At 69.8% G+C, this 24,140-nt stretch carries 17 protein-coding genes; 5 read left to right on the forward strand and 12 right to left on the reverse strand.

The window, feature by feature from the left end:
* Positions 1-12: 12 nt before the first annotated feature.
* The 3 genes from ACFYRU_RS23555 to dxs form a co-directional block, all read right to left on the reverse strand.
* Positions 13-1,293 (reverse strand): hypothetical protein, encoded by a 1,281-nt coding sequence (locus tag ACFYRU_RS23555; protein ID WP_387662358.1) that lies wholly within the window; start codon positions 1,291-1,293, stop codon positions 13-15.
* 117 nt (positions 1,294-1,410) lie between these two features.
* Complete coding sequence (locus tag ACFYRU_RS23560) at positions 1,411-2,751, reverse strand: hypothetical protein (protein ID WP_387662360.1); 1,341 nt, start codon at positions 2,749-2,751, stop codon at positions 1,411-1,413.
* A 9-nt stretch (positions 2,752-2,760) separates the two neighbouring features.
* Positions 2,761-4,641 carry a 1-deoxy-D-xylulose-5-phosphate synthase gene (dxs, locus tag ACFYRU_RS23565; protein ID WP_387662362.1) on the reverse strand — a complete coding sequence of 627 codons (1,881 nt, stop codon included), beginning with the start codon at positions 4,639-4,641 and terminating at the stop codon, positions 2,761-2,763.
* A gap of 108 nt (positions 4,642-4,749) precedes the next feature.
* On the opposite strand from dxs, the gene ACFYRU_RS23570 reads away from it, so the two are divergent.
* Together ACFYRU_RS23570 and ACFYRU_RS23575 are read left to right on the forward strand one after the other, a co-directional pair.
* On the forward strand, positions 4,750-5,268 hold the full coding sequence (locus ACFYRU_RS23570; protein WP_387662944.1) for a DUF402 domain-containing protein: 519 nt from the start codon (positions 4,750-4,752) through the stop codon (positions 5,266-5,268).
* Between the two features lie 147 nt (positions 5,269-5,415).
* A complete protein-coding gene (locus ACFYRU_RS23575; protein ID WP_387662364.1) occupies positions 5,416-5,910 on the forward strand; it encodes a DUF402 domain-containing protein in 495 nt (164 codons plus the stop codon).
* Here ACFYRU_RS23575 and ACFYRU_RS23580 read toward each other — a convergent pair.
* Positions 5,907-7,415 (reverse strand): CocE/NonD family hydrolase, encoded by a 1,509-nt coding sequence (locus tag ACFYRU_RS23580; protein ID WP_387662366.1) that lies wholly within the window; start codon positions 7,413-7,415, stop codon positions 5,907-5,909. The two genes, ACFYRU_RS23575 and ACFYRU_RS23580, sit on opposite strands and share 4 nt — an antisense overlap.
* 132 nt (positions 7,416-7,547) lie before the next feature.
* Between ACFYRU_RS23580 and ACFYRU_RS23585 the strand changes: the two genes are divergently transcribed.
* Both ACFYRU_RS23585 and ACFYRU_RS23590 read left to right on the forward strand, forming a co-directional pair.
* Positions 7,548-9,455 carry a Na+/H+ antiporter gene (locus tag ACFYRU_RS23585; protein WP_387662368.1) on the forward strand — a complete coding sequence of 636 codons (1,908 nt, stop codon included), beginning with the start codon at positions 7,548-7,550 and terminating at the stop codon, positions 9,453-9,455.
* The gene (locus ACFYRU_RS23590) at positions 9,455-9,871 is read left to right on the forward strand and encodes an HIT family protein (protein WP_387662369.1); all 417 of its coding nucleotides are present in this window, start codon (positions 9,455-9,457) and stop codon (positions 9,869-9,871) included. The genes ACFYRU_RS23585 and ACFYRU_RS23590 overlap by 1 nt, the downstream gene beginning before the upstream one ends.
* On the opposite strand, the gene ACFYRU_RS23595 is transcribed toward ACFYRU_RS23590, so the two are convergent.
* From ACFYRU_RS23595 to ACFYRU_RS23630, 8 genes are all read right to left on the reverse strand, one after another.
* Entirely contained in the window at positions 9,848-10,315 is a 468-nt protein-coding gene (locus tag ACFYRU_RS23595) for a GNAT family N-acetyltransferase (protein WP_387662371.1), read from the reverse strand. The genes ACFYRU_RS23590 and ACFYRU_RS23595 overlap by 24 nt on opposite strands.
* Positions 10,316-10,361: 46 nt before the next feature.
* Complete coding sequence (locus ACFYRU_RS23600) at positions 10,362-10,913, reverse strand: HEAT repeat domain-containing protein (protein ID WP_387662373.1); 552 nt, start codon at positions 10,911-10,913, stop codon at positions 10,362-10,364.
* Between the two features lie 213 nt (positions 10,914-11,126).
* Entirely contained in the window at positions 11,127-11,351 is a 225-nt protein-coding gene (locus ACFYRU_RS23605) for a cold-shock protein (protein ID WP_387662375.1), read from the reverse strand.
* Position 11,352: 1 nt separating this feature from the next.
* A complete protein-coding gene (gene acnA / locus ACFYRU_RS23610) occupies positions 11,353-14,127 on the reverse strand; it encodes an aconitate hydratase AcnA (RefSeq protein WP_387662377.1) in 2,775 nt (924 codons plus the stop codon).
* Between the two features lie 145 nt (positions 14,128-14,272).
* Positions 14,273-15,205 carry an LLM class F420-dependent oxidoreductase gene (locus ACFYRU_RS23615; protein WP_387662379.1) on the reverse strand — a complete coding sequence of 311 codons (933 nt, stop codon included), beginning with the start codon at positions 15,203-15,205 and terminating at the stop codon, positions 14,273-14,275.
* A gap of 10 nt (positions 15,206-15,215) precedes the next feature.
* Entirely contained in the window at positions 15,216-20,105 is a 4,890-nt protein-coding gene (locus ACFYRU_RS23620; RefSeq protein ID WP_387662381.1) for a hypothetical protein, read from the reverse strand.
* A 37-nt stretch (positions 20,106-20,142) separates the two neighbouring features.
* Positions 20,143-21,342: a class I SAM-dependent RNA methyltransferase gene (locus ACFYRU_RS23625; RefSeq protein ID WP_387662946.1), complete on the reverse strand. Its 1,200-nt coding sequence runs from the start codon at positions 21,340-21,342 to the stop codon at positions 20,143-20,145.
* 8 nt (positions 21,343-21,350) lie between these two features.
* Positions 21,351-23,378, reverse strand: a complete 2,028-nt coding sequence (locus ACFYRU_RS23630; RefSeq protein WP_387662383.1) for an APC family permease — start codon at positions 23,376-23,378, stop codon at positions 21,351-21,353.
* A 95-nt stretch (positions 23,379-23,473) separates the two neighbouring features.
* On the opposite strand from ACFYRU_RS23630, the gene ACFYRU_RS23635 reads away from it, so the two are divergent.
* The gene (locus ACFYRU_RS23635; RefSeq protein WP_387662384.1) at positions 23,474-24,136 is read left to right on the forward strand and encodes a potassium channel family protein; all 663 of its coding nucleotides are present in this window, start codon (positions 23,474-23,476) and stop codon (positions 24,134-24,136) included.
* Positions 24,137-24,140 lie beyond the last annotated feature (4 nt).

Below are 24,140 nucleotides of genomic sequence, written 5' to 3' on the forward strand. Positions count from 1 at the left end.
TCAAACCGCCACTCAGCGTTGTGGCCGGTATGTTGTCAGTGACGTCCACAACGTCGCCTCGGTGAGGCCTGTCCGGTCCTGAAGGATGCGGTCGCGCGCTGTCTGGTCGACCCCGTTCCGCGCCATGTCCTCGTACAGTTCCTCGACCTTGTCGAGCCCGATCCGCTGCACGAGGAAGCGGACAGCCAGCCAGCTCACGCCGTACACGTCCGCGGAGTTCTGGTAGAAGCCGGCGTCGCTCGGCAGCGAGGTCAGCTGCGGTATCGCGGTGTCGACGACCTCCTGCTCCCACTTCGCGACCTCGCCCGGTCCGCTGAGGGCCTCGATCCCCCGCCAGGACACGTATTCCGCCGACCCTTCGGCGAGCCACAGCGGTTCGTACCCGCCGAGCGCGGCGGTGACGACGTGGGTGATCTCGTGCGACAGCAGGATCTCGTCGACCTGGTCGCGCTGGTTCGGGTTGATCACGATGTACCCGCCGGCGACCGTACCGTCGACGGTGTCCTGACCGGGCAGCGACGAGAACGTGGACCCGGTACTGGCCGCGGACTCGATGTCCTCGTCGGCGAACCTGGCGTCGCGGACGTCGGTCTCGTCGAGCGCGATCACCAGTACCGACCCGTTGAACTTCAGCGGCCAGTACGCCGTGACCTCGGCGAGGCCCTCGTTCGCGGCGTGCACGATCGCCCGCCCGCGCACGGTGTCACCCTTCTCGACGATCGCCATCACCCGCGGCGAGCGTTGCACCTCGATCCGGCCGAGGTCCCACGCCTCCCGGTGCGCGCCCGGCGCGAGGTCGTTGTCGAGTTCGCTGTCCGACGTGAGCAGCCAGTGCCCGCCGCGGGCGATGAACGTGTACCCGAGCTCGGTCGTCACCGGCGTGAAGTCGACCTTGGGGATCTGGTACCGCATCAGCACCCGGACCAGGTACGTCGTACTGCCGTGCGCCTTCAGGAGCTCCGGGTTGAAGCGTTCCTCGGCCTGGCTGTACCCGAGTTCCGCGAAGCCGATCTCGACCAGGTTCGCGAACAGGATCTTCTGCGCCGCGACGAGCTTCTTGTTGGCCGGATCGATGTCGGCCAGGAACAGCTGCTCGTTGCCGGTCTGCACGGCCTGCGCGCGGCGCACCAGGATCAGGTCGATCGCGAGCCGCCGGGCGGCGACGGCGGCCGCGATCCTGGACGGCTTGGGCGTCGTCGTGGCCGGCGGCGGGGCCGTGACGGCGACCCGGGCGCGCGCGTCCTGGTGCCGTTGTTCAACGGTGTAGACGACGCCGCCCGAAACCAGTGCCACCGCCAGCAGGAGACCTGACCAGCGGCGGAGATTGGGCGTCGTTGCACTCACTACGGGCGGTTCCCCTCCGAGTACCCGATGGTTCGCAGCCGGGCCACCCTACTCGACGCCGCCGGTTTACGCTGCCGCGGCAGCTTTCAGCGCGCGGAAAAGTCCGGCCTCGGTCATCCCGACGTGTTCGAGCATGATCCGGTCGCGGTCCTTCTGGGTGGTGCCGAGCGACGCGAGCTCCTGGTACAGCGTGCCGACCTCGACGCTGCCGAACCTGGTCCACAGGTAGTCGACCGCCAGCCAGGACAACGGGTACGAGCTGTCGGCGTGGTCGAAGAACGTCGCGTCCGGCGGCAGGCCGGTGGCCTTCGCCAGGTACTTCGTCCGCACGTCCTGCCGGTACTGCGTGATCGCGAGGTCCTTCTGGCCGGGCATGTTCAGGAACTCGATGTACGTCGCGGCGCCCTCGACCATCCAGCGCGGGGCGTACGGTCCGTACGGCGCGGTGGCCACGTGGGTGAACTCGTGGGCCAGCGTGCGGGCGTCGACCTTGCCCCGGTTGTTCGGGTTCACCACGACGTACGAGTCGGCCCGCTCCCCCTCGCCGGTGACCTCACCGGGCAGCGTGCGGTACACCCAGGTCGCCATCGCGAGCGCGTCCTCGGCGTTCTTCGGCTGGGTGTAGTCGGCGCCGCGGACGACCTTGTCGTCGAGCGCGATCACCAGCCCGGAGCCGTTCCACCCGCCGGGCCAGTTCTTCGAGACGGCCTGTACGGCGCTCTGCGACATCGTGACGAACTTGTTCGCGAGCGCGTCCTGCCCCTGCTCGACCACCACGAGCACCCGCGGCGCACGCTTCACCAGTACCGGGCCGAAGTCCCACGCCTCCTGGTGTGAGCCGCGCGGCAGCCGCTGGTCGAGGTCCGAGTCGGACACCAGCATCCAGGTGCCGTTGGCCCGCCGGCTGAACGTGTACCCGAGCATCGCGCGGACCGGTACCAGGTCGATGCCGCGGATCTGGTACTCCATCGCGATCGCGACCAGGTACGTCGACGGGCCGTACTTCAGCGCGATCGTGTCGTCGTACTGCTGGGCGAGCTGCTGGTACGAGAGCTTGGCGAAGCCGAACTGGCGCAGGTTCGTGAACAGGACCCGCTGCCGGGCGACGAGCTTGGTGTCGGCGGGGTCGACGTCGGCGACGAACTCCTGCTCGTTGCCGGTCAGCACCGCCTGCGACCGCCGCTTCAGCACCTCGTTGACGGCCGCCGACCGCGCCGCCAGATCGATCGCGGGCGTACTCGGACCGGCGTTCGCAGCAGCGTCGTCGTCCTGGCTCGACCTGTGCAGGGCGAGACCGCCCGCGACCGCTGCCGCCACCAGGACGAGCGACAGCAGGATCGGCCAGAGCCGCGATCTCCGGCGGCGGCCGGCCGCATGCCGGCTGTGCCGCCCTCCCCCCTCGGCCATTGACCCTGGCTAGGCGTTCCGGCCGCCGGCCGGCTCGTTGAACGCGTCACCGACGTGCTGCGTCAGCTGCTCGGTGATCTCCCGAGCCACCTCCTGGCCGGTCAGCCCGATCTCCTGCAGTACGGCGGCCCGCTTCGCGTGCTCGAGGAACACCTGCGGTACGCCGAAGTCGCGGAACGGGGTCTGGACGCCGCCGTCCCGGAGCGCCTGCGCGATCATCCCGCCGCAGCTGCCGGCGCGGCCGTTGTCCTCGATCGACACGACCAGCTTGAAGTCCGCGGCCAGCTCGACCAGCTTCTCGTCGACCGGCTTGACCCAGCGCGGATCGACCACGGTCACGCCGTACCCGTGCGCCTCGAGGCGCTGGGCGACGTCCATCGCGGTGGCCGCCATCGACCCGATACCGACCAGCAGGACGTCCTGACCGGATCGCTTCAGGACGTCGAGGTTGCCGACGCGGTCGATCGCCTCGATGTCCGGGAACACCTCGCCCTTCGCGAAGCGCAGCGCGGTCGGCACGTCGTTCACGTCGACCGCCTCGTCGAGCAGCTCCTGCAGGCGCTTGCCGTCCCGCGGCGCCGCGAGCCGCAGGCCCGGGACGAGCTGCAGCAGCGACATGTCGTACACGCCGTTGTGGGTCGGTCCGTCGTCACCCGTGACGCCCGCCCGGTCGAGGACGAACGTGACGCCGCACTTGTGCAGCGCGACGTCCATCAGGACCTGGTCGAACGCGCGGTTCAGGAACGTGGAGTACAGGCACACGACCGGGTGCAGGCCACCCAGCGCGAGGCCGGCGGCACTGGTCACCGCGTGCTGCTCGGCGATCCCGACGTCGAAGGTCCGATCCGGGAACTCCTCCGCGAACGGCGCGAGGCCGGTCGGATGCAGCATCGCCGCGGTGATCGCGACCACGTCCGGACGCCGGTGGCCGATCTTCACCAGCTCGTCGGAGAACACGTCGGTCCAGCCACGTGGCTTGTTCGCCGGGCGGACCTGGTGGAGGTTGTCCTCCTCGTCCTGCTCGGCCGCAGGATAGCCGAAGCCCTTCTTGGTGACCGCGTGCACGATCACCGGGCCGCCGAAGGACTTCGCGTTGCGCAGCGCGTCCTCGAGCGCGTTCCGGTCGTGGCCGTCCACCGGGCCGACGTACTTCAGGCCGAGGTCCTCGAACATGCCCTGCGGGGCGAGCATGTCCTTGAGGCCCTTCTTCACCCCGTGCAGCACCTCGTACATCGGCGGGCCGACGTACGGCGTCCGGCCGAGGTTCTTCTTGATCAGGTCGAGGATCTTCTCGTACCGCGGGTTGGTCCGCAGGCTGGTCAGGTGGGTGGCCAGGCCGCCGACGGTCGGGCTGTACGACCGGCCGTTGTCGTTGACGATGATGACCAGGTTCAGGTCCTTGGCGGCGGCGATGTTGTTCAGCGCCTCCCAGGCCATCCCGCCGGTCAGCGCACCGTCGCCGATCACCGCGACCACGTGCCGGTTCTCGCCGCGCAGCCGGTACGCCTTGGCCAGGCCGTCGGCGTACGACAGCGCGGTCGAGGCGTGGCAGTTCTCGACGATGTCGTGCCCGGACTCGGCCTGGCTCGGGTACCCGGACAGGCCGCCTTCCTGACGGAGCGTGCCGAACGACTTCGCGCGGCCGGTGACCAGCTTGTGCACGTACGCCTGGTGGCCGATGTCGAACACCAGCCGGTCCCGCGGTGAGTCGAACACCCGGTGCATCGCCAGGGTGATCTCGACCATGCCGAGGTTCGGGCCGAGGTGGCCGCCGGTGCGGGTCACGGTGTCGACCAGCACGTCCCTGATCTCGGTCGCCAGATCGGTCAGCTGTTGATCGGTCAGCTTCTTGAGGTCGTCCGGACCCTCAACCGTCTCCAGCACGCGCATCGAGCTCCTCCCGCGGGTCGTCCTCGAATGCTCTCACATTCCAAGACGCTACCCGCGTGTGGCTGGTTCGGAGGTGTGCTTCGTCTCACCTAGGGTGATCAGGTGGAGATGGTGAGGACCTTGTTCCGGAAGTACGACGGGCAGCCGCATCGTCTGGTCGAAGCGATCCGCCTGGGCGAGGACGAGCACGGGCTGTGGGTCGGGTCACTCCCCGGCAGCCAGGGCCAGCGCGCCGACGGCACCTGGAAGTCGATCGACCACCACCGGGTCCGGCTGTTCCCGCGCGGCCAGTGGTGGAGCGCGTTGTTCAACGACACACCGCACCAGACCGCGATCTACTGCGACATCACGATGCCACCCGAGTTCGGCGTCGACTCGGTGACCGCGGTCGACCTGGACCTCGACATCCGCCTGCTCCGCGACGGCACCGTGCACGTGATGGACGAGGACGAGTTCCACGAACACCGGATCCGGTACAACTACCCACCGCAGATCGTCGCCACCGCCCAGGCCGTCTGCGACCACCTGGCGGCCACCATCTCGACCGCCGAGCCCTTCGTGACGGCGTACAAGCCGTACCTCGAGCAGATCCGCGCACTCGGGCGGCAACCGGCCCCCGGCGGCTAGGAGCCCCCCTGAGCCACCTGGGGCCGGTCTCATGACGGCGTGGGCCGGCACCACTCCATCCTGCGGTGGCGCACCGCGACAGGTCCACTCCCGAGCGCAAAGTTGCAGGAACCTGCAGTCGCCCCGTCGAGGGATAGGTTGAGGGTTATGCGTAACGTCCGGGTGGTTTACCGCAAGTACGACGAGAAGCTGCACTGGCACCAGTGGATGCGGTACCTCGGCGAGGACGAGTACGGCGTGTGGCTCGGAGCACCGGCCGGGTCCGTGTCGCAGCGTGGTGACGAACCGGTGGTGACGCAGGAGCAGGCGCACGTCCAGTTGTTCCCGCGGGACAAGTGGTTCACCGCGATCTTCAACGACGAACCGCGCTACACCGAGATCTACGCCGACATCACCACGCCGGTGGAGTTCTCCGGCGACGTGGTGACGATGATCGACCTCGACCTGGACGTCATCAAGCGCCGCGACGGCACCGTGTTCATCGACGACGAGGACGAGTTCGCCGAGCACCAGGTGAAGTACTCCTACCCGCCGGACGTGATCGCCACCGCCCGGCAGACCTGCGACTGGCTGGCCGAGGCCGTGTCGACCGAGGAGCCGTTCCTCACCGTCTACAAGACCCACCTCGACAAGGTCCGCTAGCGCACCTGGTGGACGTTCAGGGTGCCGTCCTTGAGCATCATGGCGCCCGGGAGTGGGCCGCGTTGGCCGGCGTACATGTCTGCGACCGGGGCGACTGTCAGGTAGAGGTTCTGGCCGGCCGGGACGTCCACGGCGATCGCGGGGAGTTCGAACGTACGACGTACTCCGCGGGCTGTGTGCTTCTCGCGTAGCGGCATGGTGTTGTTCTGGACGACCTTCGCGGTGAGCGGGTTCTTGCCGACACTCAAGGCGAAGTACGCCGCCGACTGTGGGATCACCGTGTAGACGTTCGCGGTCACCGTCGGTGTACCGGCGACCGTGATCGGGCCCTTGGCGATCGGCAGGTTGACCGGCAGGCCGATACCGGTCGGCGTGACGATCTTGCCCAGCTTGTACGTCTTGTTCGGCGTCAGGCTTCGTTGCGTGAGGCAACGACCCGCGGCGGTCGACAGGTGGTACGTGCCGAACCCGGTGAGCCCGGTCCGCTGGTGCAGCAGCTGTTGCTGCATGAACCGGAGCGACAGGCCGGCGAAGTTCGGCGAGCCGAGCGCGATCGAGCACGGATCTCCGGCTGTCGCATAGCCGGGTGGTACGACCGCCGGCAGGGTGTGACCGCCGTTGTAGCCGACGAAGATCGACCGCGCCCGGGCTCGTGACGTCAGCGCGTGGTCGAAGTTCATCAGGCCCTGGTTGAGGTTGAACAGGTTGTCCGAGATGCCTTGGCCGAACAGCACCGGGATGTCGAGCTTGCGGCCCTGCGACACGTGCCAGGCGGGGCCGTTGTGCGCGAAGAACGCGGTCAGGTCGCGTCCCGCCTTCCCGGTCGGCCAGGCACCGGTCGCGATCAGCGCCACGAACGCCTTCGACACCGCCGGCGGCAGGTGCGTCCCGCCGCCTGCGAACAGGATCGAGAGCCACATCGTCCGAGCCGCTTCCTGCGGTGCCAGGCTCTGCTTGAGATCCCACCAGGTGATCTCGGGAGCGAGCGCGTCGAACCGGGTCGCGCCGCGGTCCCGGAGCTCGGTGAAGGCGCCGGCGAACTGGTACCCACCGCCGTACGACCCGCCGATCGCGCCGATCAGCGGATCCCCCGGCCGTTGCTGCGTCACCCAGTCCAGCCCGGCGACCAGGTCGGCGAGCTTCACCACGTCGCGGCCCTCGTAGTCCGGGTTCATCACGTGCGCGACGCCGGTGCTCTGCCCGAAACTCCGCTGGTCGAAGCTCAGGACGCCGAACCCGGCGTCGAGCCACGCCTTGAACGCCGCCGGGTCCGTCGTCCGGCTACCGCCCCAGCCGTGACTGTGGAAGATCAGTGGCACGGTGTGCTGCCTCGTCGCCGTCGCAGGCCTGAAGAGGGTGTAGCAGATCCTCACCGGCGTCGTCGTGCCCGGCTCAGGCACCGAGTCGACACAGCCGTTCGTCACAGTCGTGTCCGCTGCGGCCGGGACCACCGGCGACAGCAACAGCGCGAGCACACCGGTGAGGGCAAGTACACGACGGCGCATCAGTCACTCCAGGTGATCGACGGATCCCGCTTCGCACACGCTAGAGGACTGTCCGGCCGCTGACCAGATCCCGTCCTCAGCCGTCGGCGAACCGATGGGCGGAAACCGGCCTCGCGCTGCGACACTGTGCCCGTGCATATCGCGATCGAGGTCGTGGCCCTCGTCGCCGTCGTCGCGGCCGGCGCCGCGCTGGCGCGGCGGATCGGCCTGTCCGCACCTCTGCTGCTGGTGGTCATCGGGATCGCCGCGTCGTACCTGCCGTTCATCCCGCGGGTCGAGTTGTCGCCCGAGGTGGTGCTGGTCGGGTTCCTGCCGCCGCTGCTGTACTCGGCCGCGATCAAGACCAGCCTGGTCGACTTCACCAAGCACCGGCGCTCGATCGGGCTGCTGTCGGTCGGCCTGGTCGTGTTCACCGCACTCGGTGTCGGGGTGGTGACGTGGTGGCTGCTCGGCGCGGTCGCGGAGTCGATCGGCGCAAAGCCACTGCCGTTCTGGGCCGCGTTCGCGATCGGTGCCGTCGTCGCGCCGCCCGACGCGGTCGCCGCCACCGCGATCGCCAAGCGCGTCGGTCTCCCCCGCCGGATCGTGACGATCCTCGAGGGCGAAAGCCTGATGAACGACGCGACCGCCCTGGTCTGCCTGCGGACGGCCGTCGCCGCGGCCCTCGTCGCACCGACCGTGCTGCACGTGGGCCTGGACTTCCTGCGCGCGGCCGGTGGCGGCGTACTCGTCGGGTTCGTGGTGACGTTCGTACTGGCGAAGATCCGCCGCCGGTTCACCGACCCGGTGCTGGACACCACGCTCAGCCTGACCGCGCCGTTCGTCGCCTACATTGCCGCCGAGAACCACTACGTCCACGCATCCGGCGTACTCGCCGTCGTCGTCACCGGGCTGCTGCTCGGGCACAAGGCACCGATCATCCAGTCCGCCAAGTCGCGGATGTCGGAGCGGACCAACTGGCGTACATTCCAGTTCCTGCTGGAGAACACGGTCTTCCTGCTGATCGGCCTGCAGACGCGGTGGATCCTCGACGAGCTCAGCGCCAGTCCGTTGCCCGGCTGGCTGATCGCGACCACGACGATCGCGGTGTTCCTCGCGGTCGTACTGCTGCGGCCGATCTGGATCATCCCGACCACGCTGCTGTCCCGCCGGATCCTCGGCCCGTCGCGCCCGGGGCCGGTGTCGCGGCGGGCGCTGATCGTGGTGTCGTGGGCCGGGATGCGCGGCGTGGTCACGCTGGCGGCGGTCTTCACGCTGCCCGAGAACACACCGCACCGCGAAGTACTCGTGTTCATCGCACTGGCCGTCACCGCGGGCACGCTGCTCGTCCAGGGCTCGACGCTCCCGTGGCTCGTGCGGCGGTTGCGGCTGCCAGGACCCGACCCGGCGGAGGACGCGCTGCAGGAGGCCGCCGTACTGCAGGGCGCCCACCGGGCCGCGATCGCGAAGCTCGACGAGCTCGCGGCACCCTCCGATCCACCGGCCGTGCTCGACGTTCTGCGGCAGCGTGGTGAGGCGCGAGCGCAGGCGGCGTGGGAGCGGCTCGGGCGGCCGGAGACCGAGTACGAGACGCCGAGCGAGGCGTACCGGCGGTTGCGGATCGCGATGCTCGAGGCGGAGCGTTCGCACATCCTCAAGGTCCGCGACGCCGGACTGGTCGCCGACGAGGTGCTACAGCGGGCGCAGAACGCGCTCGACATCGAGGAGTCGATCCTGGACCGCGACGAGGACGACGACGTCGGCGGCCGCTCCGAGGACCTGCGGCCGAAGCTGCCGCCGGGCGGTGCCTGCTCGCACCTCGAGGAGGCACCGGTCGTGGTCACACCGAACACGCCGGAAGGTTGTGAGGAGTGCCTGGCTGAGGGCGGTACGTGGGTACACCTGCGGCTGTGCCTCGGTTGCGGTCACGTCGGGTGCTGCGACTCGTCGGTGATGAAACACGCGAGCAAGCACAACGCCGAGACGCGGCACCCGGTGATGCGCAGCTTCGAACCGGGCGAGACTTGGCGCTGGTGCTTCGTGGACGAGAAACTGGGCTAATGGCGGATTGCTTGTTCTGTTCGATCATCGCCGGTACGACACCTGCGCAGTTCGTGCTGGACACCCCGGAGGTCGTCGGCTTCCTCGACGTCCGGCCGGTGTTCAAGGGGCACACGCTGATCGTGCCGCGGACCCACGTACCGACTCTCGTCGAGCTGCCGGACGAGCTGACCGTGCCGCTGTTCGGCGCGGCCCGCTCGGTGGCGGCCGCCGTTCGTTCCGCCTTCGATGCGCAGGGGTCGTTCGTTGCCGTCAACAACGTCGTGTCGCAGTCGGTGCCGCACCTGCACGTCCACGTCGTACCCCGCACGAAGGGCGACGGGCTGCGCGGGTTCTTCTGGCCCCGTACGAAGTACGCCGACACCGCCGAGGCGGAGGAGTACGCCGGAAAGCTACGCGCTGCCCTCGCGGACTAGCTCGTACTCCACCTGTGGCAGTGGGTTGCCGTCACCGAAGTCCCTGGTCTGGGTGGCTCCCGTCTCGAGGAACCCACACTTGGTGTAGAACCGCCGCGACTGCGGGGTGTCCCGCAGCGTCCACAGATGCACGCGGCTGAATCCGTCCGCTGCGAGCCGTTGCAGTGTCGCCTCCATCAACGCGACCGAGACGCCGGTCCCCCATCCGTCAGGATGCGTGTAGAAACTGTGGATCTCGGCGAACCCGGACCGTGCCGCGGACGGCCCCGACCACGACATCGCCATCGCCCGCTCGCCCACGAACCCGAGCATCACGAGCCCCTCACCATCCGCGAGCCGCGCATGCCACCGGCTCAACCGACTGGCGACACCTTCCTGCGCAACCTCGGCGGAGAAGAGCGGCCCGTACGCCGCGCCCCACGACGCGGCATGAACCTCCCCCACGACCGCCCCATCCGCCGGCGTCGCCGCCCGTGCGGAGATCGGGCGATCAGCGGAGGGGGCGGTCAAGGCGGGTCTCCAGTCTTTCGAGGGCTCGTTCTACGGCGGCTCGGACGGTCTGGTCTGGGTCGTCGGTGAGGGGGCGGATCGCCTCGGCGTGCTCGTACTCGCCGGCGGCGCCGACCGCGCGTACGGCGGCGGCACGGACCCGGGGCAGCTCGTGGTCCAGCAGCGGGAGCAGCGCGTCCACGAGTTGGCCGAGCTCACGCTGCGCGGTGATCTTCGCGACGTGTTCCTGCACCCGCCACGCCGGATCGCCGGCCGCCTTCAGCAGTACGTCGACGAGGTCGTCGCGCCAGACGTACAGGAAGACCCGGGCGGCCCACACCCGCACCCAGTAGTAGTTGACCGGATCCACCGGCAACTTCCACCCGCCCGGGTTGCTCACCCCGGTGATCGCGACCAACTTCGGCAGCGCGGCACCGTACGCCTCCTCCCCCGAGACCTCCCCGGACAAGAAGCCGACGCACCAGTCGATCACGACGTCTTCCCCGAACTCCGCACAAGCAGCCCGGACGACATCCCGCGGCGAGTCACCCATCCCCTCAGTAAACCGCCCCCCACCGACAACTTCCGGCACCCCTGACCCCCAGCCGTCACTACGCTCGCCACCGCCAGCGACAATCTCGCCGAGGACGGTGCCCAGATGCCCGACGGACGACCGCTCGACCCGACGTCGGACGGTGTCACCCGGCGGCAACCCGTCCGTCCACTCGGCGCCGGCCCAGTGGGCCGGTGCCGAGTGGACGGATCATCAGCTCGACCGGTAGACCGCCGTCGCGCGGTAGTCGTACCCGTCCTGGCCGGGTGATTCCCACTCGACCCGGACCGGGCCGCCCGGCGGTAGCGAACGGAACCCCTCGGAGTCGATCACCGAGAAGTGGGTCCAGCAGCCGCCGGGGGTGCTGGGGCAGTCGACGACGCCCCAGCCTTCCTCGTCGTTCCACGAGCGGACGACCCCGTCGTCCTCGCCCGTCATGTCAGCCGGCGATCAGCGACCGCAGCACGTACTGCAGAATGCCGCCGTTGCGGTAGTAGTCGGCCTCACCAGGCGTGTCGATCCGGACGACCGCGTCGAACTCCTGCACGCCGCCGTCGGGCGAGGTCGCCTTGACGTGCACGGTGCGCGGGATCGAGCCGTCGTTCAGCGCGGTGACGCCGGTGATGTCGAACGTCTCCTCGCCGGTCAGGCCGAGGGACTCGGCGTTCTCGCCCTCCGGGTACTGCAGCGGCAGGACACCCATGCCGATCAGGTTCGACCGGTGGATGCGCTCGAACGACTCGGTGATGACCGCCTTCGCGCCGAGCAGCGCCGTACCCTTCGCGGCCCAGTCACGGGACGACCCGGAGCCGTACTCCTTGCCGGCCAGGATCACCAGCGGGGTGTTCTCCGCGGCGTACGCCTGGGCGGCGTCGTAGATCGTGGTGACCGGCGCGTCGTCCTTGGTGAAGTCGCGGGTGAAGCCGCCCTCGGTGCCCGGCGCGATCTGGTTGCGCAGCCGGATGTTGGCGAACGTACCGCGGATCATCACCTCGTGGTTGCCGCGGCGCGACCCGTACGAGTTGAAGTCCTTCCGGTCCACGCCGTGCTCGGCGAGGTACTTGCCGGCCGGGCTGTCGGCCTTGATCGATCCGGCCGGGGAGATGTGGTCGGTGGTGACCGAGTCGCCGAGCTTCGCCAGTACGCGGGCGCCGGCGATGTCGGTGACCGGCGACGGCTCCTTCGCCATGCCGTCGAAGTACGGAGGCTTCCGGACGTAGGTCGACTCGGCGTCCCAGGCGAACGTCTTGCCCTCCGGCGTCGGCAGCGACTGCCAGCGCTCGTCACCGGCGAACACGTCCGCATAGTCTTTCGCGAACATCTCCTTGTTGATCGAGTTCGCGATCGTCGCCTCGACCTCGTCGGCGCTCGGCCAGATGTCCTTCAGGAACACGTCGTTCCCGTCGGTGTCCTTGCCCAGGGCATCGTTCTCGAAGTCGAAGTCCATCGTGCCGGCCAGCGCGTACGCGATCACCAGCGGCGGCGAGGCGAGGTAGTTCATCTTCACGTCCGGGTTGATCCGGCCCTCGAAGTTCCGGTTGCCGGACAGCACGCTGACGACCGCGAGGTCCGCCTCCTGCACGCCGGCCGAGATCGCCTCGGGCAGCGGGCCGGAGTTGCCGATGCAGGTCGTGCAGCCGTAGCCGACCAGGTGGAAGCCGAGCTTCTCCAGGTACGGCGTGACGCCGGCCTTCTCGTAGTAGTCGGTGACGACCTTCGACCCCGGCGCCAGCGACGTCTTCACCCACGGCTTGGACGCCAGGCCCTTGTCGACGGCGTTCTTCGCGAGCAGCGCGGCAGCCAGCATGACCGACGGGTTCGAGGTGTTGGTGCAGGAGGTGATGCTGGCGATCACGACGTGGCCGTGGTCGAGCTCGACCTCCTGGCCCTCCAACGTGACCGTAGTCTTCTTCGACGGCCGGTCCTTGCTCACGGCAACGTCGTGCGGGGCGTCGTCCGGGTGGCCGTGACCGTTCGGCGCGTCGCTGGCCGGGAAGCTCCCGGTCTCCGACGGGTCGACGTCCGTCTCCTCGGTCGCGTAGTCCGGCAGCACGCCGCGGAACGACTCCTTGGCCTTGCTGAGCTCGATCCGGTCCTGCGGGCGCTTCGGGCCGGCGATCGACGGCACGACCGTGGACAGGTCGAGCTCGAGGTACTCGGAGAAGCGCGGCTCGACGTCCGGGTTGTGCCACAGGCCCTGCTCCTTGGCGTACGCCTCGACCAGCGCGACGTCGTCGTCGGAGCGGCCGGTCAGCCGCAGGTAGTCCAGCGTCACGTCGTCGATCGGGAAGATCGCGCAGGTGGAGCCGAACTCCGGGGACATGTTGCCGATGGTGGCGCGGTTGGCCAGCGGGACCGCCGCGACGCCGTCGCCGTAGAACTCGACGAACTTGCCGACCACGCCGTGCTTGCGCAGCATCTGGGTGATCGTCAGCACGACGTCGGTCGCGGTGGCGCCGGCCGGGACCGCGCCGGTCAGCTTGAAGCCGACGACCTTCGGGATCAGCATGCTGACCGGCTGGCCGAGCATCGCGGCCTCGGCCTCGATGCCGCCGACGCCCCAGCCGAGCACGCCGAGGCCGTTCACCATCGTGGTGTGGCTGTCGGTGCCGACGCAGGTGTCCGGGTACGCCTGGCCGTTGCGGACCATCACGGTGCGGGCCAGGTGCTCGATGTTCACCTGGTGCACGATGCCGGTGCCGGGCGGGACCACCTTGAACTCGTCGAACGCGGTCTGGCCCCAGCGCAGGAACTGGTACCGCTCCTTGTTCCGTCCGTACTCGAACTCGACGTTGCGCTCGAACGCGTCCGGCGTACCGAACACGTCGATGATCACCGAGTGGTCGATGACCAGCTCGGCCGGCGCCAGCGGGTTGATCTTGGTCGGGTCACCGCCGAGCTCGCCGACGGCCTCGCGCATCGTGGCCAGGTCGACCACGCAGGGCACGCCGGTGAAGTCCTGCATGATCACCCGCGCCGGGGTGAACTGGATCTCGGTGTCGGGCGCCGCGTTCTGGTCCCAGTTGCCGAGCTTGGTGATGTGGTCGGCGGTGATGTTCGCGCCGTCCTCGGTGCGCAGCAGGTTCTCCAGCAGCACCTTCAGCGAGTACGGCAGCGTGTCCGCACCCTCGATGCCCGCCAACCTGAAGATCTCGTACGACTGCCCGTTGACCTCGAGTGCCCCTTTGGCACCGAAGCTGTCGACGCTCGCCATCAACCTGCTCCTCTGTCCAGTCCGTGTCCGCTACACCCATCCTGCCGAGCGAGCCACCCGCCCGCGAGGTCAGGTCAACCTAACCTCGGGACGGAAAACTCTCTCGACATCAAGATACACGACATCGAGCCAACTTCGTGAGGCCTTAGGAAACCTGTGGAAGAACTTCCGCGGCGATCAGGTCCAGGTGGTCGAGGTCTTTCAGGTCCATGATCTGTACGTACTGGCGCTGTGATCCGACGGCGGCGAACTGGCCCAGGCGGTCCACGACCTCGGCCGGCGTGCCCGCGATGGCGTTCGCCTTGAGGTCCTCGACGGCACGACCGATTGCCTCGGCGCGCTGCTTCACCTCGGCGTCGTCCTTGCCGACCACCACGGTGTGCGCGGTGGACAGCGCGAGCGTCTTCGGGTCGCGGCCTTCGGCCTCGCATGCCGCCTGGACGCGCTGGAAAAGCGTTCCGGTGAGCTCGACGCCGCGGAAGCCGGCGTTGAATTCGGCGGCGTACTTCGCGGCGAGTTCCGGGGTGCGCTTCTTGCCGGCGCCACCGATGATGATCGGTGGGTGCGGCTGCTGTACCGGCTTCGGGAGGGCCGGGGAGTCGGAGATCTGGTAGTGCTCGCCCTGGAAGTCGTACTTCTCCCCGACCGGCGTGTCCCACAGCCCGGTGATCAGCTCGAGCTGCTCGGTCAGCAGGTCGAACCGCCCGGGGGTGTCCGGGAAGTCCAGCCCGTACGCCTTGTGCTCGGCCTCGTACCAGCCGGCGCCCAGCCCCAGCTCGGCGCGGCCGCCGCTCATCTGGTCGACCTGCGCGACCGAGATCGCGAGTACGCCGGGGTTGCGGAAGGTGGCCGAGCTGACCAGCGTGCCGAGCTTGATCCGCTTCGTCTCCCGGGCCAGCCCGGCGAGCGTGATCCACGAGTCCGTCGGCCCCGGCAGCCCGTCGGAGTCGCCCATCACGAGGTAGTGGTCGGAACGGAAGAACGCGTCGAACCCGTTCTCCTCCGTCTTGCGTGCGACAGCGAGAAGGTCGTCGTACGACGCGCCCTGCTGCGGTTCGGTGAAGATCCTCAGAAGCATGGCGCCAACGCTATCTCGCGCTCGTGTACAGCTTCTCGAGGTACGTCGGTTGCCATTGCGGGCCGCGGTTGTACAGCCGGCGTACCAGCCCGTCCACGTCCAGGCGCTCCTCGACCGAGTTGTCCCACCAGTCCGGCACCTGGTCGTACCACCGGTCGATCCGCAACGTCCGCCCGGCCGCATCCAGCCGCGCGAACAACCAACCGCCCTGCTCGTTGTCCGCCTCCGCCAGCCACAGGTCGCCCAACAGCTCGCTCAGCCGGTCCGCGGCGAACTCCGGATCGTCCACGTCCGGCGGCTCCAGGTCGAACCGGTACGACGGCGCCTTCGGATCCAGCACCTGCACCTGGATCGTGAACCCCGACGGCACGATCGCCGTTCGCGCCCGGCACCAGGCCCGCAGTTCCTCCTCCGCCGCGGAAACCTCCGGCCGAGGCCGCGGCCGCTCCACCTCGGCCCGCATCGCCTCCTCCAACGACCCGGCCGCCGGCACAATCCGAGGCCCACCGCCGCCGATGAGCCCCAGCCCCGGCACCACCATTGCCGCCGCCGGCGCCGCGCCTAGACCACGGTCACGCGCCGACTCGTCATCAAACCCGACAGCCTCCACCACACCGGTGACGTCATCGTCAACCACCGGAACAAACCCGGTAGGCGTCTCGTCCTCGTCATCCCCCACAAACCCAGCCGAGCCACCCCACCCAACAGCTCCGGCCTCCCCCACTCCAGCCGCAACCCCACCGACACCACCAGGCTCGACCGAGTCGCCGAGTGCACGACCGGCTCCGTGCTCGGCGGCCGCGACGCGCGTCGGCTCGCCGTACGGGGCCCCGTCGACCCCAGGCGCAAATCCCGGGTCAGGCTGGGGAACCTGCTCGGGACCCGGCTGCGGGACCGATTCGGGCTGAGGAACCGGCTGAGGCTCGGGTTCGGGCTGAGGAACCGGCTCAGGCTCAGGCTCAGGTTGCGGTACCGGTTCAGGTTCGGGTTGCGGTACGGGCTCGGGTTCCGGCGAGGGTGCCGGTTCAGGTTCCGGACCCGGGAACGGCTCCGGCAGCGGCTCCGGCTCGGGGAAGGGCCCCGGCACGGGCGAGGGCTCCGGCTCCGGACCAGGCGTCGGACGCGGTCCAGGCGTCGGACGCGGTCCAGGCGTCGGTCCCGGGCCGGGCGTCGGCGCAGGGCGCGGTGTCGGCTCCGGACCCGGTGTCGGCTCAGGGCGCGGCGTTGGGCCGGGCACGGGCTCGGGGCCTGGAGTCGGGCCAGGGACTGGTTGCGGGCCAGGGGTCGGTTCCGGGCCGGGCAGCGGTGGGGCGGGCTCGGGCCACGGTGCGGGACGCGGCTCAGGCTGCGGCCAGGGCTCCGGCCGGGGTTGCGGCCACGGCTGCGGCTGGGGATAAGGCTCTACCTGAGCTTCAACGTCACCCCGCCGGCCCTGAACCTCCCCAGGCACCCCAAAGATCTCGTCCTCGTCATCATCAGGCCCCGCGTAGCCACGCCCCGGCCCATCCGCACGCCCCTCGTACGCAGCCTCCGCTCCGGCCGCGTCCGGCGTACGGGCGGCGCCAGGGGTCTCGTCGTCGACGGATAGGGAGGACACGACCGGGATCTCAGCGGTCTGGTCGTCCGCGTCGGCGTCGAACTCATCCGCCACCAACTCCGCGTTCGCCGGCACACCCTGGTGCTCATCGGGCTGCTGCAACTCCCCCGCACGATCCCGCAGCAGGTCATCGGGTTGGCGCAGGCCGCCCACAGATTCGCTCCGCCGGTCCACCGATCCGCCCGGGGCATCGAACGGCTCGCGCGGGCGGTCCACGGATCCGCGCTGGGCGTCGACAGGTTCGCGCGGCTGGTTCACGCGGTCGTGCAGGGCGTCTACGGAGTGGTCGTACTCCGGGGAGTGGTCCGGTTCGTCGTACGTGTGTCCGGCCGATCCGTCGTACGCCGCTCCGATCGGCTGGTCGTTCGCGGATTCGCCGTTCGCGCGTTGTGTCACGCCGTCATACCGGTGTCCCGGTGACTGGTCGAACCGTTGTCCAGCTGGCTCGTCAAGCGCCGTCGCGGGAGGCGCCGGCGCCGAGGTTGGCTCGGTGGCCGTGACGGGGGCGAACGGGGACGGCCCGGTGAAGGAAGCCAGGTCCTCTTCCTCGTCGCCTGTCGACTCGGGGTCGAGGACTGCGGCGATCTCAGCGGTCGGCGCGTCGTCGTCCTCGAGATCCATCGAGTCGCCAACGGCAGAGCCTGCCCCCGGCACGTCCGCCCCGGGTCGACCAGGCGCAAACGGCGATCCAAGCAGGCCCGAGTCGCCCGCAGACGACGCGAAGGGTGAGTCGGCAGGTACGTCGCCGGCGGCGGGGGTCGGCGCGAACGGCGATCCAAGTGGGGCCGAGTCCCCCGTTGTCCGGGCGAGCGGTGAGTCGGCAGGTACGTCGTCGCCTGCGGAGGGCGGCGCGAACGGGGATCCGGGTGGGCTCGAGTCGCCCGTGGACCGGGCGAAGGGTGAGTCGGCGGGTACGTCGGGCACGGGGCGCGCGAACGGTGAGTCGAGGGGCGCTGCGTCGGACGGCGCTGCGGGCGGCGTGCTCGGGTGGCGTACGTCGCCGCTTGTGGGATCGGTGGTTCCGATGGGTGCGGGCGCGCTGTGAGCCGTCGCCGGGGGTGCGCCAGCCGCGATGGACGCAGGGAGTGTGGCACCACGTGCGTCCCGAGCGGCTCCGGGGTCGAGCGGGCCGAGGTCCCGGGCGTTCGGACCAACGCCGGGCGTGGTGCCGAGTGCGTTTGCTTCGGGTGCGGGGACGTTCCGCGCGGTGCCGGGTGCGTTCGGCTCGGTGGCGCGTGCGTTCCGCGCGGTGGCGGGTGCGTTCGGCTCGGTGGCGGGTGCGTTCCGCTCGGTTCCGGGTGCGTTTGGCTCGGTGCCGGGGGTGGTCGGGGCGGCGGTGGGGGTGTCGGCTTGGGGGGTGGGCGGCGGGGTGGTGGGGGGTGGGCCTTCTACCCATTGGCCGTTGATCCAGCGGGGGCCGGTCCATTCGCCGGGGCGGTTGTTGGTGGTGTCGTCGGTGAAGGGGGTGTATTCGCTGGTGGCTTCCTGGTCCGGCCAGGAGGGTTGTTCGGTGGTTTCCCAGTCCTGGTCGGGGGCGGGTGTCGCGGCGGCGGGGGCGTCGGCGAAGAGGCTGTTGTAGAAGTCGTCGCCTTCGTACAGCCCGCCGCCCACGCGTGGCGGTTCCGAGGACGGGAGGTTGTGGTCGTACGCCGGGAGCGGGGTCGAGAACGCCGAGCCGGAGGTGGGCGTCTGGCCGCGGTCGCTCGGGTACTGCTGAGGGTCGCTCGGGTGCTGCTCGGGGTTGCTTGGGTACCGGTCGGGGCCGGACGGGTGCTGCGGGACCGTCTCGGGGTACGGCTGGGCCGGGCGCATCGGGAGGCCCGAGCTCGGGGTGTCGTCGGGGATGTACGTGCCGGGCGCGGCCGGGTCGTACCGCGGCGGAGCGGTCGGCGGGTCGTGCGGTGGTGCGGCGGACGGCTGCGGCTCGGGAGCCGGGTCGTGCTTGCGGCGGCGGAGCCAGCCCTGTCGCTTCGGCGTGGTCCCGTAGTCGTCCGGCCGATCCGCCCGGAACCCGAGAATCTGGTCGTCCCCAGAATCAGCATCCCCGTACGGCGAACCACCCGCCCGACCCGGATCACCGTACGACGAGCCGCCGGCCTGGGCCGCCGAACCCTCAGCCAGATCGCGGCGCGACGCAACCGCGCGGGCCGGACGGGCTGCATCGCCGTACGGCGCGGCGTCGGCGCGGGCCGACGAACCGTCGGACAAGTGCCGGTACGGGGCGCCCGGACGGGCTGCATCGCCGTACGGTGCGACGTCGGCGTGGGCCGACGGAGCGTCGGGTAGGTCCCGGTGCAGGGCGCCCGGGCGGGCCTCATCGCCGTACGGCGCGGTGCCGGGGTGGGTTGCCCCGGCGTCGGGCAGGTCGTGGTGCGGGGCGGCTGCGCGGGCGGCGAGGCCGTCGGCTGGAGCGCCCGGTGGGGCGGCGGCTGGGGCGGCGGGTAGAGCGCCGGAGTCGGTGGTGGGTGGTGTGGTGAGGTGGATGGGGGGTGGGTCGGCGTAGGCGGCCGCGGGGTCTATGGGTTGGCCGGTGAAGGGGCTGATGCCTGGGGGGACTACGTAGGACTCTTCGTCCTCCGGCGGGTTTTCTCCGGTCACGGTGGGTTCAACGACCGAGACCTCGGCTGTGTCAGGGTCTTCGGCGAAACTTGCCGGTTCTGCAAAGTTTCGGGTGAAGTCCTCGGCCGCGGCCGACCCGGCGACGAGGTCGGGCTGCAGCGGTGACCGCGGGTCGATCGCGAAGTGCGCGAAGAACGCCCCCAGCGCCTCCACCGACAGCCCGGGATTGGAAGCGGCCCGGATCAGCTCCACCCCGTACGAACGCAACTCGTCCAGCCCGCCGAGATAGTCGGCCCACTCCGCGACCCACTCGATCATCTCGTCGGCGGCGGCCTCGTCGGAGGTGATCCACTCCCCGATCGGCGTGAACCCGTCGTCGACCGGCTGCCACGGGTCGCCCGGGTACGACGCGCGCGCCCAGGTCGAGTTGAACGCGCCGTACACGAACCCGAGCTCACCCGCCGCCTGCCGCTGCCGCACCTCCGGCTGCCCGATCCAGTCGGGCGACCCGGCCAGCAGGTCCTCCCCGGCCGTCTGGCTGTGCTGCGTGTGGAACCCCCACAGCACGGCCCGCCCGTCGGGGAGCCGGGCCATCCGCAGTACGGAAGCGGTCTCGTCCTGGTGGTGGTATCCGTCGGCGTCGGCGTACCAGCGGCGGTCGAAGCCCGTGGCATGCGCGACCGCGGCGAGTGCGGTCCAGCGGGCGCGCAACTCCTCCGGGTCGTCCAGGTCAACGAGCGGCATCAGGTCTCCAAGCGCATTTGGAATCCGTCCCCAGACGCTACCCGAGGCCTCCCCCTGTGACCACCTGACTGTCCACAGGCTCGAGTACGGCGACGCACTCGATGTGGTGGGTCATGCCGAACAGGTCGAACGCGCGCAGCGACGCGATCCCGTACCCGAGCCGCCCGAACGTCTTCAGGTCCCGCGCCAGCGCCGCCGGATCGCACGCCACGTACGCGATCCGTCGCGGCCCGAGCGCCGCGATCCGCCGTACGACGTCCTTCCCGGCCCCGGTCCGCGGCGGGTCGAGGACGACGAGATCCACATGCTCCAGCCCCTTGCCGGCCGCCTGGTTGAGCACCCGGTCGACGTCGCCGTTCTCAAGCGTCACCCCGTCGAGGTCGCGCAGGTTGCGCCGGGCGTTCCGGACCGCGTCCTTGTCGCCCTCGATCGCCAGCACCGGACAACCGGCCTCGGCCAGGAACGCGGCGAACAGGCCGACACCCGAGTAGAGGTCCAGCGCGGTCTCCCCCGCCGCAGGCTCCAGTCCGCTCAGTACGGCGTCCACCAGCATCTCCGGCGCCGCCGGGTGGACCTGCCAGAAGCCCCCGGCCTCCACCAGGAACCGCCGGTCCCGTACCACCTCGACCAGCCGCTCCCCTGGGTCCTGATCCGTCTGGACGGCGGTCTTGCCCTCGGAGGACACCACGGCCTGTACGGACGACGCGCCCGGCCACCGCGAGCCCAGTACGTCGGGAGTCCCCGGGTGTGCGATCAGGCACCGGTCGATCGGGATCAGGTCGTGTGAGCGGTGCGCGTACATCCCGGGCCGCCCGTCCACGACGGCGTACCGCATCCGTGTCCGCCAGCCGAGCCCGTCGTCGCCGGGAGACTCCATCACCACGGTCCGCTCGATGCCACCGATCCGGCGCAGCGTGTCCGACACGACGGTCGCCTTCAACCGGCGCTGCTCGACGATGTTCGCGTGCTGGAAGTCACACCCACCACACAGACCCGGGCCGGCGTACGGGCACGGCGGCTCGACTCGCTGCGGCGACGGTGTCAGTACGGACACCGCGTCGGCCCGCAGGTACTTCGCGGTCTGCTCCGTGATCCGGGCGTGCACCAGCTCGCCCGGCAGCGCGTGCCGGACGAACACCACCTGCCCCTCGTGCCGGGCGACGCAGTGCCCCCCGTGCGCGACTGGACCTACCTCCAGCTCGACTACCGCCCCGACCAGACTGTTGTCGCCTGGCATAAATGCAGTCACCGATCTCCTGACGCCTTGCGAGCACCGCGCCGTACCTGGCCGGCTACCCGTTCCACCCGGTCCTGCCGCTCCTCGGCCCCCTGCGACGAGAGCAGTTGGTAAGGAACGGACGTAACCATCACACCAGGTGTGAACAAGAGCCGCCCCTTGAGCCGCAGTGCGCTCTGGTTGTGGAGCAGGTGCTCCCACCAGTGCCCGACCACGTATTCGGGGATGTAGACCATCACGACGTCCCGCGGCGACTGCCTGCGGATGTCCCGTACGTACTGCAGGATCGGCCGGGTGATCTCGCGGTACGGCGAGGCGAGCCGCTTGAGCGGTACCGGGATGCCACGGGCGTCCCACTCGGCCTGCAGCGCGTCCGACTCCTCACGGTCGACGTCGACGGTCACGGCCTCCAGCGTGTACGGCCGGGCCGCCTTGGCGAACGCCAGCGCCCGCAGCGTCGGCCGGTGCAGCTTGGAGACCAGGATGATCGAGTGCACCCGGGACGGCAGCATCAGCGGCTCGTCGTCCTCGGCCGACATCTGCCGGCGGACCGTGTCGTAGTGCCGGTGGATGCCCTTCATCAGCAGGAACAGCACGGCCATCGCGATGATCGCGATGTAGGCGCCGTGGGTGAACTTGGTCAGCAGCACGATCACCAGCACGATGCCGGTCATCGTCAGGCCGACCGTGTTGATGACCCGCGAGCGGAACATGTGCCGTCGCTTGGCCCCGTCGGTCTCGGTCTTCAGCAGCCGGGTCCAGTGCCGGATCATGCCGAACTGGCTGAGCGTGAAGCTGACGAACACGCCCACGATGTACAGCTGGATCAGCTTGGTGACCTGGGCGTCGAACGCGATGATCAGCGCCATCGCGAACAGTGCCAGCAGGACGATGCCGTTGCTGTACGCCAGGCGGTCGCCGCGGGTGTGCAGCTGGCGCGGCAGGTAACCGTCCCGGGCCAGGATCGAGCCGAGCACCGGGAACCCGTTGAACGCGGTGTTCGCGGCCAGGACCAGGATCAGCATCGTCGCGCCGATGACCACGTAGAAGGCCGGCTGGAAGTTCGAGAACACCGAGTCGCCGATCTGGCCGATCACGGTCTTCTGGGTGTAGCTGTCGCCGACGGGCTGCCCGTTCCGGTACAGCTGGGTGGCCGGGTCCTCGGCGTACCGGAGTCCGATCTTGCTCGCCAGGAACAGGATGCTCATCAGCATCGTGACCGCGATCGTGCCGAGCAGCAGCAGCGTGGTCGCGGCGTTCCTGCTCTTCGGCTTGCGGAACGCCGGTACGCCGTTGCTGATCGCCTCGACACCGGTCAGCGCCGCGCACCCGGAGGAGAACGCGCGGGCCAGCAGGAAGACCGCGGCCAGCCCGGTGAACAGCTCGTGCCCGCCCTCCGGCCGTACCTCGAAGCCGGCGCTCTCCGCTTGCGGGAGGTTGCCCGCGGCGAGCCGGATCAGGCCCCAGATCGCCATCCCGATGATCGAGAACATGAAGATGTACGTCGGTACCGCGAAGACCGCGCCGGACTCGCGGACGCCGCGCAGGTTCATCGCGGTCAGCAACAGCACCAGACCGACCGCGAGCGGTACCTCGTGGCCCTCCAGGAACGGCAGCGCCGACTTCGCGTTCTGCACGCCGGACGAGATCGACACCGCGACCGTCAGTACGTAGTCGACCATCAGCGCGCTCGCCACGGTCAGACCCGCGGTCGGGCCGATGTTCACCGTGGCGACCTCGTAGTCACCGCCACCCGACGGGTACGCGTGCACGTTCTGCCGGTACGACGCCACCACGACGAGCATCACGAACGCGACCAGCAGGCCGATCTTCCACGAGTAGCTGTACGCGGCGAGGCCGGCGATCGACAGCGTGAGGAAGACCTCGTCAGGGGCGTACGCGACCGACGACAGCGCGTCGCTCGCGAACACCGGGAGCGCGATGCGCTTCGGCAGCAGGGTCTCACCCAGCTGGGTGCTGCGCAGTTTGCGACCGAGCAGCAGCCGTTTGCCGATATCGCCGAGAGCGGGAGTCACACCGGTGATGTTAGAGGGCGGCGCGGTCCGGTGTAGCGTCTATCCCTGCCGAACCGAGCCAGCGGCCCCTGTCCGGGGCAAGGAGTGATCACCACGTGCACGTTGTCATCATGGGCTGCGGCCGCGTCGGGTCGATGCTCGCGCGCGGTCTGGAGAAACGCGGACACACGGTCGCCATCATCGACCAGTCCGCGGACGCGTTCCGCCGGCTGAGCCCGTCGTACACCGGCCGGACCATCGTCGGGATGGGCTTCGACCGGGAGGTACTGATCGAGGCCGGGATCGAGGACGCCGAGGCCTTCGCCGCGGTCTCGAACGGCGACAACTCGAACATCCTGGCCGCCCGGGTGGCGCGCGAGACGTTCGGGATCGGCAACGTGGTCGCCCGGATCTACGACCCGGGCCGCGCCGAGGTGTACCAGCGGCTCGGCATCCCCACCGTCGGCACCGTCCGCTGGACCGTCGAGCAGATGATGCGCCGGCTGCTCCCGGAAGGCTCCGAGCCCGAGTGGCGGGACCCGTCCGGCACCGTCCGGCTCGCGGAGGTGCACGTCCACGCGGACTGGATCGGCCGGCTCGCGTTCGACATCGAGAAGGCGACCGGCGCGCGGGTGGCGTTCCTGACCCGGCTCGGCGAAGGCATGCTGCCGAAGGCGGACACTGTCATCCAAGAAGGTGACCTGGTGCACGTCGTGATGCTGGAGCGGGACGCCGCCACGATCGAGGCCCAGCTCGGCACCAAACCTGAAGAGGCCTGAGGAG

The organism is Kribbella sp. NPDC004536 (assembly GCF_042873835.1).
Classification (GTDB): Bacteria; Actinomycetota; Actinomycetes; order Propionibacteriales; family Kribbellaceae; genus Kribbella.

Excerpts from the sequence above, each read along its gene's own strand:
- ACFYRU_RS23560 (WP_387662360.1), bottom strand. The coding sequence starts at position 2,751 with ATGGCCGAGGGGGGAGGGCGGCACAGCCGGCATGCGGCCGGCCGCCGC.
- dxs (WP_387662362.1), bottom strand. The coding sequence starts at position 4,641 with ATGCGCGTGCTGGAGACGGTTGAGGGTCCGGACGACCTCAAGAAGCTG.
- ACFYRU_RS23570 (WP_387662944.1), top strand. The coding sequence starts at position 4,750 with ATGGTGAGGACCTTGTTCCGGAAGTACGACGGGCAGCCGCATCGTCTG.
- ACFYRU_RS23575 (WP_387662364.1), top strand. The coding sequence starts at position 5,416 with ATGCGTAACGTCCGGGTGGTTTACCGCAAGTACGACGAGAAGCTGCAC.
- ACFYRU_RS23580 (WP_387662366.1), bottom strand. The coding sequence starts at position 7,415 with ATGCGCCGTCGTGTACTTGCCCTCACCGGTGTGCTCGCGCTGTTGCTG.
- ACFYRU_RS23590 (WP_387662369.1), top strand. The coding sequence starts at position 9,455 with ATGGCGGATTGCTTGTTCTGTTCGATCATCGCCGGTACGACACCTGCG.
- ACFYRU_RS23600 (WP_387662373.1), bottom strand. The coding sequence starts at position 10,913 with ATGGGTGACTCGCCGCGGGATGTCGTCCGGGCTGCTTGTGCGGAGTTC.
- ACFYRU_RS23605 (WP_387662375.1), bottom strand. The coding sequence starts at position 11,351 with ATGACGGGCGAGGACGACGGGGTCGTCCGCTCGTGGAACGACGAGGAA.
- acnA (WP_387662377.1), bottom strand. The coding sequence starts at position 14,127 with ATGGCGAGCGTCGACAGCTTCGGTGCCAAAGGGGCACTCGAGGTCAAC.
- ACFYRU_RS23615 (WP_387662379.1), bottom strand. The coding sequence starts at position 15,205 with ATGCTTCTGAGGATCTTCACCGAACCGCAGCAGGGCGCGTCGTACGAC.
- ACFYRU_RS23620 (WP_387662381.1), bottom strand. The coding sequence starts at position 20,105 with ATGCCGCTCGTTGACCTGGACGACCCGGAGGAGTTGCGCGCCCGCTGG.
- ACFYRU_RS23625 (WP_387662946.1), bottom strand. The coding sequence starts at position 21,342 with ATGCCAGGCGACAACAGTCTGGTCGGGGCGGTAGTCGAGCTGGAGGTA.